Origin of the sequence: Robertkochia sediminum, assembly GCF_016786255.1 — a bacterium.
In the GTDB taxonomy this organism is placed as follows: Bacteria; Bacteroidota; Bacteroidia; order Flavobacteriales; family Flavobacteriaceae; genus Robertkochia; species Robertkochia sediminum.
Genome location: NZ_JADMKT010000078.1, coordinates 32,478 through 46,480, shown reverse-complemented (window position 1 = coordinate 46,480; position 14,003 = coordinate 32,478). Strand labels below are relative to the sequence as shown.

The following is a 14,003-nucleotide window of genomic DNA, read 5'->3' as shown; positions in this document are numbered from 1 at the left end:
ACTGAGAATTAAATGATCTATCTCACCAGGGTGATCACCCCTTTTTGTATACTCTTACCTCCCCTGTTGAGGATGTAGTAATAATTAGGTTCCCTTAATACCGACCTTGAAGCAGATGCCGGCCAGCTATTGTCGTAATTATTGGTTTGAAGCACCGGGTTCCCGTAAGAATCACAAATGATAACTTCCAGCGAAGGGTCGTCCAGAAGCTTTTGTGGCAAAACCCAATGGTCGTTCACATTATCGCTATTCGGGGTTACCACATTTGGAATGGCTGAAGCAAGATCATAATAAACCTCGACCAACTTTTCTACTTCGCACGACCCTTTGGTGGCATGCAGGGTATACGTGCCCTCGTCAGACACCGTTACCCGGTCTGTTTCACCAAGTATTTGTCCGCTTGCATCTTTCCAGAGATAGCTGTCGGCACCATCGGCGATAAGTTGTACATCGGCCCCCGGCACCAAGGCTATACGATCACCCGGATAGATATGCACCAGAGATGCTGCTTCAGAAGTCACCACAACTCCGGGCACTTCCTTCACACATCCCATATATTCCATCTCCAACGTATAGGTTCCGGGTAGATCGGCATCGTATTCTGCTTCCAGTCCGGAGGCCACCATGGCACCATCGAGGTACCAGTTATAGATCACATCCTCCAGGGCTGTTGTGGTAAGCAAGGCCGGCTCATCACAGGTGAGCACACTTTCCTGGATGATCTCTGCCTGAGGCAATCCAACGAACAGATCGAGCGTCTCCGAAGTATACACCGATCCCTTATAGGTTAACTCAAGGACATAAGCCCCACTTCCTGTATGGTCGTTTACCGTGTAAGCAGGACCGGAAGCGCCGGTGTCTGTGCCATCTCTTAACCAGCGGAATTCGAAACTTTCATATAGCGAAGGTGTAATATCCAACAGATCGCCGTTAGACAGAATACCGGTTAATTGAGCGAGCTCAATCCCGGCCTGTGCTACTTCACAAGGCGCATAATGGCTATCTGTTGATACTTGCATGGTAAAAGATTCAGGCTCATAGACGTGAAATACGGTTGAAGTCGCTGTTTGTACACACCCACCTTCAGTAGTCACTTCGGCATAGTATGCTCCGGGCGCAGCAGCCTGATGAGAAAGCATATCAATACCACGACTTACCTCGTTCCCGTCACGATACCATACAACTTCCAAACCCGGGGTATTCACTTCTACAGTAAGTTGTGCAACGGCATCCCCAAGGATCACAGATTCTGCAGCAGATATTGCATTGATATGTATGGCTTCAGCAGGTTTTACCGCCACCACTTGCGAGCGGGCCTCACAACCAAACAGGTTGATGGCCTCAAGGGTGTAGTTTCCATAGGTTTCAGCAGAAGCGGTAAAACGCAGCGTAATATCATGACCGCCATCAACCGGCACATCGTCATGAAACCACTGGTAACTGAGCATTTCATCAGAAGGTTCGCCCTGCAACACAACCTCTGCTCCATCACATACCGTTACATCGGTACCGGAAACCAGGTTCACCGAAAAGGCATCCAAAGCTTCAACGGTTACGATATTGGAAAAGTTCGAGCCCGAGCAAGCGCCATAAAAGGGCTCTACATAATATTGTCCGGCGACATCTACTTCAAGAAAAGGCTCGTCTGTCTCAGCAAATACCACCCCATCCTTATACCATAGATAGGTGGCAGCCACATCAACATTAAGTTCGAGAAGGGTAACTGACGAAGCACAAAGACTCGAGGCCTCATAATTATTGAGTACCAGATCGGCTTGCGGCACGTAATACGCCTCAAAGGGATCAGATAACGGACTGACCATGGCAGGGGCAGTAGCGCGAATTCTCACGCGGTAGCCCGAGCCGGCCAGATCCTTAGGAAGGTCCAGGGGAACATCGAACTCAAAGGCATTATTCTTATCACCTATTTCTGCAAGCGTTCGGGGACTTCCAAAATCACCATAAGCATCAGACAATTCGATATAGAATACATTAGACGACTCGAATGACTTTTCAGAAAATGAAAATCCAACATTAAATGTGGAATACGAATCGCTCACGCAGGCATATGAAAATCGCAACTGCGGTTGTTTTAACGTTTGTGCATTTACCCATGCCAAGGCAAATAATAAAATGCAACATGTAAGCAGGCTATTTTTGTTCATCATGTCAAAGGTTTTAACCTGCAGGAAAGGATCAGGGGCGGTGATATTTTCCTACATTTTCTAAAGTGAATATAGCAGTAAATTTCATTAGCATCGATTATCTGTGCACTTTTTTCGATGAAATGCACTTTTTAAGAAATGTAGTTTGTAGGAAAAACAATTCGAGATATACGGCTAAAATGACGATAAACAGGCGAGTATGCATAAAAAAGTCCTATCTTGAAACGGTAAAATAAATTTTATGAGAACCACACTTTTAAGTATGTTTTTTATCGGATTCCTGCTTTCAGGGTGTACCGAATTTCAAGTAACCACCAAAAAAAAGGCAGCAGAAACCCCTGCAACCGTATTCTATCTTATAAGGCACGCAGAGAAAGACCGGTCGGATGCAGGGAACAGAGATCCTGAACTCACCCCTGAGGGGCTTCAAAGGGCAACATACTGGAAAGAAGTATTTCGGGAGATCCCTTTAGCCGCCGTGTACAGCACCAACTACAACCGCACCTACCAAACAGCGCTACCTACAGCACAGGCTAAGGACCTTGAGGTGCTGCGCTACGAACCCGATACCACCGATCTAAAGCACTGGGCCGCTCAATACCCCGGGAAACACATCCTCATTGTTGGGCATAGCAATACCACTCCTGCCCTGGCCAATCAGCTCATGGGAGAAGGGACGTATACCGACATAGACGATTCGAATAATGGCAATCTCTATATCGTACAATACGGAAGCGTTAAAAACAGTAGTGTGTTGTACCTGGAGCCTAGTTACACTCCCCGCATGGAGACACCATAACATTTTCAAGGGCGATCACCGAAAGTAGCTCCAGGGCACCTGCTTCGAACAGGCTATCGGTCACGGTGATGGGATATTCAAGAGAAGAAGGTTTATAATTGCGGTAATCCACAAAATCGATCCCTCCTATAGTTCTTCGGTTATAGGCCTCACGAAAACGCATACCACCACCATTGGTATGGTATTCATAGGCGAGGTAATCGACCTTGGCGTGATCTTTTGAGATCCAGTAGATAAAGACATCTTCGAAGTCTGTACCTCCACCTTCCTGGTCGAACGACACCTTGACCTTGTAATAAGATTTCCCTTTTACATTTACTTCAGCGAGCAACTCCTTGTTCACCGCCGCCCCGTCGAGTCCGTAAGGCAGGTAAGCGAAGTAATGCACCGAGTTCACAGAATTCGAGTAGCGCACCGCCATACTATCGGGTACCTGCACGAGGCTATCGTTCACAAATCGCTCAAAATGGTCGTTGGTCAATACATCCCGGATCATTGCAGAATCCTTGTCATAGCTTCTTTCGAGCAAAAATCGTCCGTCCTTATGCACAGAGCGGTAATGCTTGTCCCTGAAATCAAATTCGATCTCCCGGCCATTTATAGCATGACCACCGGCGTTTTCAATGGCCTTAGCCACAATATCTTCGGCTTTGGGAGCGCAGGAAAGAACAATGATCGAAAGGAGTAAGAGGAAGCCCATATTTTTCATGACCGGTACGAATTTATCAGTTGAGGTTAGGCGCAAATATAGCATTTAGGGTGTAAATAAAAGGTAGCGCATATAAAAAGGGGTTTCTCACGAATAGTTCTTAAATTTGGACACCTCTATGAAAAACAACATCAACATAAAGAACAAGCGTGCCCGTTTCGAATACGAGATCCTCGACACCTATATTGCAGGGATCGTGCTCACGGGTTCTGAGATCAAGTCGATACGTCAGGGAAAGGCTTCTATAGCCGAAAGCTTTTGTGAATTTAACGACCGTGGTGAGCTCTTCGTGATCAATATGACCATACAAGAATACAGTCACGCTACCCATTTTAACCACCAGCCTAAGAGCGAACGCAAACTCCTGCTCAACAAACAGGAATTACGAAAGTGGCACAAACAGGTAAAAACTACCGGACTTACCATTGTTCCTTTGCGTGTTTTTGTGAACGACCGCGGATTGGCTAAAATGGAGATCGCCCTGGCCAAGGGTAAAAAGCTTCACGATAAAAGGGATACCATACGCGATCGCGATTCTAAGCGACAACTGGACCGCATCAAGAAGAGCTTCAATTGATACTTCAATTGAAGTAAAACTTTAGTTTTTATCCTCCAGCATAGGCACAAAGCGGAAATCCCCGTATTCGGTCTTTTCGAATTCGGTGGCCGACTTACGTACAAAGCGCGTCATGATCTGCGTTTCATCCCCTACCGGGATCACCAGTTTCCCACCAATTTTTAACTGAGCGAGTAAGGGCGTTGGTACAAAAGGTGCGCCTGCCGTTACGATGATACCATCGAAGGGAGCCTCCTCTTCCAGTCCTTTATAGCCATCGCCAAAGATGAGCCTTTTGGGCTTATATCCCAGCTTTGGAAGAAAGCGGCTTGTTTTCTTAAAAAGCTCATGCTGCCGTTCTATACTATAGACCTGGGCACCCATTTCAAGAAGCACCGCTGTTTGATATCCACTTCCTGTTCCGATCTCCAGGATCTTATCGCCGGTTTTGATCTCCAGGAGTTCCGATTGAAATGCCACCGTATAAGGCTGAGAAATGGTTTGCTCTGCAGCAATAGGAAACGCCTTATCCTGATAGGCATGGTCTTCAAAACTACTGTCCATGAACAGGTGGCGGGGAATGGACTTAATGGCCTTAAGCACCTTCTTATCCTTTATTCCCTTTGCTTCAACGGTAAGGGCCAGCTTGTTACGCATGCCCTGATGTTTCAGGCTATCTTTCAAAAGTGGTTCAATTTAATGGAGTGGGCCGTAAAAATAGTAATATTCTCCATTTCTCAAGGGATATTCCCTCCGGGTAAGGCCAAAATTTATGATCCCTCGGTTGATAGAATGCCCGCAGAAGTTTATTTTTGTTGAAAACACATTTATATGCTAAAAGCAGGCGTTCTGGGTGCAGGTCACCTTGGAAAAATACACTTAAAACTACTTCAGGCATCTGCGCAATACGATCTGGTGGGATTCTACGACCCCGATGAGGCCAATGCCAAAAAAGTATCAGAAGAATTCGGATATACCTATTTTAACTCCATCGATGCCCTTATTGCTGCTGTAGACGTTGTAGACATCGTAACTCCTACGCTTTCCCACTACGATTGTGCCATCAAGGCCATCGAACAGGGCAAGCACATATTCCTTGAAAAGCCCATTACCAAGACCGTAGAAGAAGCGCGAAGTATCATCGATCTGGCAGCGGAAAAAGGTGTAAAAGGACAGGTAGGTCACGTAGAGCGATTTAACCCGGCCTTTATGTCGGTTGCAGACAAGATCGAGAGTCCGATGTTCATCGAAACGCACCGACTGGCAGAGTTTAATCCGCGAGGTACCGATGTACCTGTGGTCCTCGACCTGATGATACACGACATCGATATAATTCTGAGCGTGGTTCGTTCTAAGGTGAAGAACATCGTGGCCAGTGGTGTCGATGTGATCTCCAGCTCTTCAGATATCGTTAATGCCCGTCTCGAGTTCGAGAACGGATGTGTAGCCAACCTCACAGCGAGCAGGATCTCCCTGAAGAACATGCGTAAATCGCGATTCTTCCAGAAAGACGCCTATATCTCTGTAGACTTCCTCGAGAAAAAGGTAGAAGTGGTGAAGATGAAAGATGCTCCTGAAAACCCGGATGAGTATGCCATGATCCTTCAAAATGCCGAAGGGGTCAAAAAGCAGATCTATTTTGAGAATCCTGATGTGGAGCAAAACAACGCCATCCTGGACGAATTAGAATCTTTTGCTGCGGCCATCAACAACAACACAACCCCACCGGTTACCCTCGAACAGGGAACCGAAGCGCTGAGGGTAGCCATGGAGATCGTTCGCCTGGTAGAAAAGAACGCATAAAACAAAAATCAACAATCACTAAAATCAATTGACACCCATGAAGCATATCGCAGTTATTGGTGCGGGAACCATGGGCAACGGAATTGCACATACCTTTGCCCAGTTCGGTTATGACGTAAACCTGATCGATATCTCAGAACAATCCCTTGAAAAAGGACTGAAGACCATTGAAAAGAACCTGGACCGTATGGTCGCTAAAGGGAGTATCGAAGAGGCTAAAAAGCAAGACACCCTGAACGCTATTACCACCTTTACCTCTATTGAAGAAGGTGTTAAGGATGCCGACCTGGTAGTGGAAGCAGCTACCGAGCGTGAAGACCTCAAATTAAAGATCTTTGAACAGCTCGATGCCGCCTGTAAGGCCGATGCCATCCTGGCTACCAACACCTCTTCCATCTCCATTACCAAGATAGCTACGGCAACCAAACGCCCGGATAAGGTGATCGGAATGCACTTTATGAATCCGGTGCCTATCATGAAACTGGTAGAAGTAATTCGCGGATACAATACTTCGGATGAAGTGACCACCCGCATTATGGAGCTCTCTGAGAAGCTGGCCAAGGTGCCGGTAGAAGCCAATGACTACCCCGGATTTGTTGCCAACAGGATCCTGATGCCTATGATCAATGAGGCGGTAGAAACCCTGTATAACGGCGTAGCAGGTGTCAAAGAGATCGATACCGTAATGAAACTGGGAATGGCGCACCCAATGGGGCCTTTACAGTTGGCCGACTTCATCGGGCTAGATGTTTGTTTGTCGATCATGAACGTATTATACGACGGATTCAAAAATCCGAAATACGCGCCTTGTCCGCTCCTGGTAAATATGGTCATGGCCGGTAAGCTCGGTGTTAAATCGGGCGAAGGATTCTATGATTATTCAGCATCGCGAAAAGCCGAAAAACCTGCGGCCCAATTCGCATAAGCACCCTATAAAAGCCTTCCCCCCCAGGGAAGGCTTCATTAAAATACAGCAACGCAATGATCGAGGAAAACCTGAAAAAGATTAAAGCTGCACTACCCGAACACGTTACCCTGGTCGCAGTTTCCAAAACCAAACCCAATGAAGACATCATGGAGGCTTACGAGAGTGGTCACCGTGACTTCGGAGAAAATAAGGTGCAGGAAATGACACAAAAGCACGAGGACCTGCCCAAAGATATCAGATGGCATATGATCGGGCACCTTCAGCGCAATAAGGTAAAATACATGGCGCCCTTCGTACATCTCGTACACGGGGTAGACAGCCTGAGATTGCTCAAGGAGATCAACAAGCAAGCAAAAAAACACGACAGGGTGATCGATTGCTTATTGCAGATGCATATTGCCAAGGAAAGTACCAAGTTCGGCCTGGACGATGAAGAGTTGGAAGCCCTGCTCACCTCAGAAGAATTCAGGCTCATGGAGAACGTAAAGATCAAGGGACTCATGGGAATGGCCACCTTTACGGAAAACCACAATGTAATTACCGAAGAATTTACCTATCTTAAATCGCGGTTCGATGCCCTGAAAGAACGCCCGGAACAATGGCCTCAACTCGACATGGAGATCCTCTCTATGGGAATGAGCGGCGATTACGACCTAGCTATATCATGCGGCAGCACCATGGTTAGAATAGGAAGCAGCATTTTCGGAGAACGAAGCTGTAAATTCAAATAAAAGCAAGGTATTGTACGCAATTCTGGATATAGAGACCACAGGCGGGAAGTATAACGAAGAAGGCATAACAGAGATCGCTATCTACCGCTATGACGGACATGAGGTGACCGATCAGTTCATTAGCCTTGTCAATCCCGAAAAAGAGATCCAGCCCTTTGTGGTCAAACTCACCGGTATCAACAACAACATGCTCAAAACCGCTCCGAAGTTTCACGAGGTGGCTAAACGCATTGTAGAGATCACCGAAGACTGTATCCTCGTTGCCCATAATGCCCAGTTCGATTACCGTATCCTGCAAACCGAGTTCCGCCGCCTTGGTTACGACTACCAACGCCGCTCCCTTTGTACCGTAGAGCTCTCCCAGACCCTCATGCCCGAGCAACCCTCGTACAGCCTCGGAAAACTGGTACGGTCCCTGGGGATACCTGTAAGCGACAGGCACCGCGCCAATGGTGATGCCGTTGCTACACTAAAACTCTTTAAGGTGCTACTGAATAAAGACACCCATAAAGAGATCCTGAAAAGCACCGTTCGCACAGCCAGTACCGGAATATTGAGTCAGCGACTCCTGGATATCGTAGAAGAAATGCCCTCGGTAACCGGATTGTATTATATGCACGACAACAAGGGGGAAGTGATCTTTATCGAGCGTAGCAATAACCTTAAGAAAAGCGTGAACAAGCGCTTCACCTCCGCTTCTAAAAGGTCCAGGAACCTCCAAAAGGCGGTCAGGGCCGTTACCTACGAAGAAACCGGAACAGAGTTGATCGCAGCGCTGAAGGAAGAGGAGGAACTGCAAACCAACAAACCCAAATTCAACCGCCGTAAAAAGGTCAAGGCCTTTAAATATGTACTCACCGAACAAAAAACCGATAAAGGGTATATAAGCCTGAGGATAGAGCCGTATCACGGACAAAACGATTACGTGACCAGTTTTAGCACCTATCCCGAAGCCTATGCCTTCCTCGCCGCATTATGTAAGACGCATAACCTTTGCCTGAAGGTCAACGGACTCAGTGAGGCGAGAGCACACTGCTCGGCATATGACGATAAGACGTGTTATGGCGCCTGTATGAACGAGGAAGATGCCGCATCTTATAATGCGAGAACCCTGGAAGCGATCAACAATTTTACTACCGCAGACCGCGACCTGATCATTACCGGAAAAGGCCGGGCGGTTGATGAGAAGAGTGCACTGCTTGTAGAGAACGGCAAAATTACCGGATATGCCTTTGTGAACCTGAATCACCAACTCCACTCCCCCGAGGTGATCCGCAACCTGGTAAGTCCGCTTACCCACAACAAACAATCCAGACATATTGTAGAACGCTATCTGAGACGTCATAAGAACATTCAAAAGATCCTTTTTTAACACCCAACCGCAATAATCTATAACCATCACCAACAAGCACCAACATTAACCATTACCAACTACCATCATCATGATCCCAAAACATTTTATACTGCTTCTGGCAGTATGCCTCTGCACGCCCTTATTACAGGCCCAACAGTCCTTTTCTTTTGGAAAGATCAACACAGCCGATCTTCAATTACAAAAGTATGAAGCCGATACCACGGCCAATGCCCTGATCCTCTACGAAAAAGGCGATGCAAAGATCAGAAAGGATTCAAGAGGGAGACCTGCCTTGTTCTTTGAACACACTGTGCGTATCAAAATATTCAATGCCAATGGGTTTGACCATGCTACGGTACAGATCCCTTTACACCGCTCCTTATCGGATAAGGGGAGAAAGGAGATCCTTAAAAAGGCCGAAGCCGTGGTTGTAAATCCGGACCGTACCACCGGAGGCATACGCAAAAAGGATATCTTTTATGAAGATGTGCGTGAAGATATCTCCCTGGCCTCCTTTACCCTACCCAATGTACAGGAAGGTTGTGTGATCGACTACAAATACCTTGTAAAGTCTCCATTTTTCTACAATTTTCAAACCTGGGAATTTCAGGAAGACATTCCGAAACTGTATAGCGAATACAATACCAGTATCCCGGGGAACTACACCTATAACATTAAATTAGTAGGTCCCCTTAAGCTTACCTCCCATGGGAGCAGCCTTAAGAGGGAATGCTTTCATTTTGCCGGTCAGGGTACTGCCGATTGCTCGGAAAACACCTATATCATGAAAAATATACCTGCGTTTACCGAAGAGCGATACATGACCTCCAAGTACAACTATCTCTCTGCTTTGAGGTTTGAAATGACCACTTTCCAGGATTTTTCAGGAATGAAAGAGCACTACACCAAAAGTTGGAAAACGGTAGACCGCGAACTCAAAGCTGAGGACATTGGCCGGGAAAGCGAAAAAGACGGTTGGTTCAAAAACAACCTCCCGGCAGAACTAATTACAGGCACACCCAACAAAGCGAAAGCATTAGCCATTTACAACTTTGTTAAGGAGCACCTCCATTGGAACGAGAAAGATCATTTGTTCCGCGAGTTCAGCGTAAAAGACACCTGGCAAGACCGCAGCGGTAGCAGTACCGCCATCAATATGGCCCTGTTAAACGCCCTGAAGGCCGGCGGATTTAAAGCCTATCCCATGCTGGCTTCGACCAGAGCCAACGGATTTCCTTCAGAAAATATCCCTGTAATATCCGATTTTAACGCCATGGTGGTAAAGCTCGATATCGGTAAGGAAAGCTATTTACTGGATGCCGTAAATAAGAACATGCCCTTTGGAATGATACGCGAAAAATTGCTGAATCAAAACGGACGGGTAATGGACTTTAAAAACGGGAGTTATTGGTTTCCTTTACTTCAATATCAAGCCTACAGCAAAAGAGCCTTTCAGGCAGAGATCGATATCGAGGAGGCTACAGCCCAGGTAAGGGAGATCGCTACCGGATATTACGCCCTTGAGCAACGCGATCGTCTCGCACACATGAGCGAAGAAGATTTTGAGAACGAACTGGCCAACGACCTTGAAAAGAGAGGCGATTTTACCCTGATAAGCTTCGAGAATAAGGGGCTGAAGGATCCTGAGACGGGATTGGTAACCACCTATGAGCTCGAACTCAACAGAAATGGAGACTCAGACCGTCTGTTGATCAACCCGTTCATTCTGCACTCTTACAATACGAATCCGTTTAAATTGGAGCACCGCACCTATCCCGTAGATTTTGCGAATCCGTTTTCGATCTACTACGTGATCATGATCGATATGGGAGATACCTATGAGCTGGAAAACAAGCCTGAAGATCGCACGATCAAGCTTGCCGGAAAGAGCGGAAGCCTCAAATACACTGTAGAAGAATTAGGTCAAAGACTCACGGTTAAATTGCACCTGGACATTTACAATCCGTTGATCGCACCTGCTCATTATAAAGCACTGAAAGAATTTTTCAACGAATTTGTAAGCCTGCAAACCCAGAAACCCATAACTTTAAGAAGACAACTAAAAGACGTGTCAGAAAATGCCGGGAAGTAAAAGACAATTGTCTTACTGGAAATTTAAGCTTCACGAGATCATCTACGAGGCAGATACCCCTGCGGGAAAAACCTTTGATATCATCTTGTTCTTTGTGATCATCTTTAGCGTGATCCTGGTCATGTTAGAGAGCATCACTTCTTTTGATGCTAAATACCACGATTACTTATTTGCTGCAGAGTGGTTCGTAACCATTCTCTTTACCCTTGAGTACATAGCAAGGATCATAAGCATCAAGAATCCTTCAAAGTATATTTTCAGCTTTTACGGGATCATAGACCTTTTGGCTACGATCCCGCTTTACCTGTCCTATTTTTTCGCGGGAACACAAGTTTTCCTGGCCATCAGGGCACTCCGCCTGCTACGGGTGTTCAGGATCCTGAAGCTCATGCGTTACCTCGGGGAAGCCTCCCAGCTGGGCAGGGCCCTGCAGGCGAGTAAGGTTAAGATCGCGGTATTTATCTATACGGTACTGATCCTCTCGGTGATCCTCGGGACCCTGATGTACCTGATCGAAGGAGCAGATGCCGGATTTACCAGCATTCCCAAAAGCATTTACTGGACCATCGTGACCCTGACCACTGTGGGGTATGGCGATATAGCGCCACAATCGGATCTGGGGCAGGTGATCGCGGCGGTGATCATGATCCTGGGTTACGGTATTATTGCCGTGCCTACAGGGATCGTAACCTCCGAATTCACGCGACAGGCATCCCTGGATAAAAAAGTACACAGCAACACCCAGGTATGTCCGCACTGCCTGGAAGAAAACCATCTGGAACATTCACATTTTTGTCATAAATGTGGATCTTTGCTCAATGAGTAATAAACACCTCATTACCGTGGTAGGCCCTACGGCCATTGGGAAGACCGCCCTGGCTATTGCCCTGGCCCAAAGGTGGGATACAGAGATCATTTCCAGCGATTCCAGACAATTCTTTAAAGAAATGCGCATAGGAACTGCTGTGCCGGAACCTGATGAGCTCGCTGCTGCAAAGCATCACTTTATTCAGCATATCAGCATACACACCCCTTACAGCGTTGGAGATTTTGAGCGGGATACCCTGGAGACCCTCGATACGCTTTTTAAAGCCCACGATGTGGTGATCATGGCCGGGGGTAGCGGACTCTATGCTGATGCGGTGATAAACGGAATGGATGAATTTCCGGAGGTAGATGCACAGGTCAGGGAACAGCTCAACAAAGTCCTTGAAGAGGAAGGGATCTCCAGCTTGCAGCACAAGCTTATGGAGCTCGATCCGGAACACTTTAAAAAGATCGACATTCACAATCCGCACAGACTAATAAGGGCTTTGGAGATCTGCATAGGTACCGGAAAACCGTATTCATCCTTCCTGGCTAAACCGAAACCGGTACGCCCTTTTAAAACGATAAAGGTCGGTCTCACCGCCGATCGTGAAATGATCTATAGCCGCATTAACCTCAGGGTCGATAAAATGATGGAAGGCGGACTCCTCGAGGAAGCCAGAGCATTATATCCGCACAAGGCACTCAATGCCCTGCAAACAGTGGGATATAAAGAACTGTTCGATCATTTTGATGGGAAGATCACCCTGGAAGAAGCCGTAGCATTGATCAAAAGAAATACCCGGAGGTTCGCCAAACGTCAGCTTACATGGTACCGGAAGGACGAATCGATACTTTGGTTTGACCACGATACCGATCCGGAGGTTATTTTCCAGTCGATCAATGATGGATTATAGATGATGGATTATAGATTATAGATGATAGATGATAGATGATAGATTAGATTTTGGGTTTTGGATGGGGAATGGGGAATGGGGATTTGAGTTTTCAGTTCTCGGTTCTCGGTTCGCAGTTCTCAGTTTTCAGTTATCAGTTTTTAGTTATCAGTTTTTAGTTATTAGTTTTGGAAATTGAGTCTTTGGGATCCGGAATTTCCCTCCTCATAACCTTTTAACCTTGTAACTTTGTAACCTTATAACCTCCACCGCGATGCTCACCCTCGAAACCACCTTCATCTATTCTACCTCAGGCAGTGCCTCTTCGATAGACAAGCACAATACTGCGCTTCAGGCATTAGGCCTGAACAGCATGTATTTCACCATAAAACACGTCATTACACCTGAGGTCTACAGTGGGATCCTGAGAGCTCCCTTTGCCCTGGGCGGTGCGGTAACCGCTCAAAACGGACTCAAAACGAGTATTATTCCGTTTCTTGATGAGGTAGATCCTTTGGCGCAAAAAACGCTGGCCGTAAATACGGTCGTTAACCGAAAGGGTAAGCTTTTCGGATACAATACCGATGCCTTCGGACTCAAGGAGGCACTAATAAAAGGTATGAAAGCCTCTGAAAAAGATATCAGGACTGCTGTGATCTACGGCAATGGTGGGGTTTCCGGCGTGGCATGGCATGTATTGAAGGAACTGGGACTGGAAGTGGCTTTCAGAGGAAGAAATCCTGAAAAAGTACTCCAAAAGCGCATAGATCTCGGTATCGACCATATCCGGGAACCTGAAGGTCCGTTTGACCTGGTGGTTGACGCAACTCCCGTTTCCGGGACGGCCAATTTCCTGGAGGCTGAAGGATTAAAAGGACTGCTTGATGGCTGTAAGATGGTATTCTGCCACAACATGCCCGAAAAGGACGGAAAAACAAATTACCTGCAACATTATTGTACAGAAAACAATATGGAATTCATCCCCGGTTCTGCCATGTACCGTGGACAATTGATCAAGCAATACAGCCTGCTTCTGGAATCTGTTCGAAAAGCCGATGGCACTGGTGTTACAGAAAATGATATAACACACGCATGGGTATTGTGAGGGGATAGGGTTACTTCCCTACTTCCCTACTTCCCTACTTCCCTACTTCCCCACATAC

General features: G+C 46.7%; 13 protein-coding genes. 10 read left to right on the top strand and 3 right to left on the bottom strand.

Translation table 11 applies throughout. From position 1 onward, the window contains the following. Nucleotides 1-17: 17 nt before the first annotated feature. Nucleotides 18-2,168, bottom strand: a complete 2,151-nt coding sequence (locus IS446_RS11505) for a T9SS type B sorting domain-containing protein (RefSeq protein ID WP_203060852.1) — start codon at nucleotides 2,166-2,168, stop codon at nucleotides 18-20. A gap of 238 nt (nucleotides 2,169-2,406) precedes the next feature. Between IS446_RS11505 and IS446_RS11500 the strand changes: the two genes are divergently transcribed. Then, nucleotides 2,407-2,964 (top strand): SixA phosphatase family protein, encoded by a 558-nt coding sequence (locus IS446_RS11500; protein ID WP_203060850.1) that lies wholly within the window; start codon nucleotides 2,407-2,409, stop codon nucleotides 2,962-2,964. Here the strand turns inward: IS446_RS11500 and IS446_RS11495 are convergent. Continuing rightward, nucleotides 2,933-3,673, bottom strand: a complete 741-nt coding sequence (locus IS446_RS11495) for a DUF6503 family protein (protein WP_203060848.1) — start codon at nucleotides 3,671-3,673, stop codon at nucleotides 2,933-2,935. The two genes, IS446_RS11500 and IS446_RS11495, sit on opposite strands and share 32 nt — an antisense overlap. 118 nt (nucleotides 3,674-3,791) lie before the next feature. Here IS446_RS11495 and smpB point away from each other — a divergent pair, with 118 nt between their 5' ends. Then, entirely contained in the window at nucleotides 3,792-4,250 is a 459-nt protein-coding gene (smpB, locus tag IS446_RS11490; protein ID WP_203060845.1) for an SsrA-binding protein SmpB, read from the top strand. Nucleotides 4,251-4,271: 21 nt separating this feature from the next. On the opposite strand, the gene IS446_RS11485 is transcribed toward smpB, so the two are convergent. Further along, nucleotides 4,272-4,913 carry a protein-L-isoaspartate(D-aspartate) O-methyltransferase gene (locus IS446_RS11485; protein WP_203060843.1) on the bottom strand — a complete coding sequence of 214 codons (642 nt, stop codon included), beginning with the start codon at nucleotides 4,911-4,913 and terminating at the stop codon, nucleotides 4,272-4,274. Between the two features lie 147 nt (nucleotides 4,914-5,060). Here IS446_RS11485 and IS446_RS11480 point away from each other — a divergent pair, with 147 nt between their 5' ends. From IS446_RS11480 to IS446_RS11445, 8 genes are all read left to right on the top strand, one after another. Continuing rightward, on the top strand, nucleotides 5,061-6,032 hold the full coding sequence (locus tag IS446_RS11480) for a Gfo/Idh/MocA family protein (RefSeq protein ID WP_203060841.1): 972 nt from the start codon (nucleotides 5,061-5,063) through the stop codon (nucleotides 6,030-6,032). A 37-nt stretch (nucleotides 6,033-6,069) separates the two neighbouring features. After that, nucleotides 6,070-6,957, top strand: a complete 888-nt coding sequence (locus IS446_RS11475) for a 3-hydroxyacyl-CoA dehydrogenase family protein (protein ID WP_203060839.1) — start codon at nucleotides 6,070-6,072, stop codon at nucleotides 6,955-6,957. A gap of 56 nt (nucleotides 6,958-7,013) precedes the next feature. Further along, nucleotides 7,014-7,691: a YggS family pyridoxal phosphate-dependent enzyme gene (locus tag IS446_RS11470; RefSeq protein ID WP_203060837.1), complete on the top strand. Its 678-nt coding sequence runs from the start codon at nucleotides 7,014-7,016 to the stop codon at nucleotides 7,689-7,691. 10 nt (nucleotides 7,692-7,701) lie between these two features. Next, nucleotides 7,702-9,063 (top strand): exonuclease domain-containing protein, encoded by a 1,362-nt coding sequence (locus tag IS446_RS11465; protein WP_203060835.1) that lies wholly within the window; start codon nucleotides 7,702-7,704, stop codon nucleotides 9,061-9,063. Between the two features lie 70 nt (nucleotides 9,064-9,133). Next, on the top strand, nucleotides 9,134-11,137 hold the full coding sequence (locus IS446_RS11460; protein WP_203060833.1) for a DUF3857 domain-containing protein: 2,004 nt from the start codon (nucleotides 9,134-9,136) through the stop codon (nucleotides 11,135-11,137). Next, a complete protein-coding gene (locus tag IS446_RS11455) occupies nucleotides 11,124-11,963 on the top strand; it encodes an ion transporter (protein WP_203060831.1) in 840 nt (279 codons plus the stop codon). Before IS446_RS11460 ends, IS446_RS11455 begins: the two co-directional genes overlap by 14 nt. Then, nucleotides 11,956-12,861, top strand: coding sequence for a tRNA (adenosine(37)-N6)-dimethylallyltransferase MiaA (miaA, locus tag IS446_RS11450; protein WP_203060829.1), 906 nt, complete (start codon nucleotides 11,956-11,958; stop codon nucleotides 12,859-12,861). Before IS446_RS11455 ends, miaA begins: the two co-directional genes overlap by 8 nt. 253 nt (nucleotides 12,862-13,114) lie before the next feature. Continuing rightward, entirely contained in the window at nucleotides 13,115-13,945 is an 831-nt protein-coding gene (locus IS446_RS11445) for a shikimate dehydrogenase family protein (RefSeq protein WP_203060827.1), read from the top strand. Nucleotides 13,946-14,003: the final 58 nt, after the last annotated feature.

Coding starts and splice junctions, on each gene's coding strand:
- IS446_RS11505 (WP_203060852.1), bottom strand. CDS start 2,168: ATGATGAACAAAAATAGCCTGCTTACATGTTGCATTTTATTATTTGCC.
- IS446_RS11500 (WP_203060850.1), top strand. CDS start 2,407: ATGAGAACCACACTTTTAAGTATGTTTTTTATCGGATTCCTGCTTTCA.
- IS446_RS11495 (WP_203060848.1), bottom strand. CDS start 3,673: ATGAAAAATATGGGCTTCCTCTTACTCCTTTCGATCATTGTTCTTTCC.
- smpB (WP_203060845.1), top strand. CDS start 3,792: ATGAAAAACAACATCAACATAAAGAACAAGCGTGCCCGTTTCGAATAC.
- IS446_RS11480 (WP_203060841.1), top strand. CDS start 5,061: ATGCTAAAAGCAGGCGTTCTGGGTGCAGGTCACCTTGGAAAAATACAC.
- IS446_RS11475 (WP_203060839.1), top strand. CDS start 6,070: ATGAAGCATATCGCAGTTATTGGTGCGGGAACCATGGGCAACGGAATT.
- IS446_RS11470 (WP_203060837.1), top strand. CDS start 7,014: ATGATCGAGGAAAACCTGAAAAAGATTAAAGCTGCACTACCCGAACAC.
- IS446_RS11460 (WP_203060833.1), top strand. CDS start 9,134: ATGATCCCAAAACATTTTATACTGCTTCTGGCAGTATGCCTCTGCACG.
- IS446_RS11455 (WP_203060831.1), top strand. CDS start 11,124: ATGCCGGGAAGTAAAAGACAATTGTCTTACTGGAAATTTAAGCTTCAC.
- miaA (WP_203060829.1), top strand. CDS start 11,956: ATGAGTAATAAACACCTCATTACCGTGGTAGGCCCTACGGCCATTGGG.
- IS446_RS11445 (WP_203060827.1), top strand. CDS start 13,115: ATGCTCACCCTCGAAACCACCTTCATCTATTCTACCTCAGGCAGTGCC.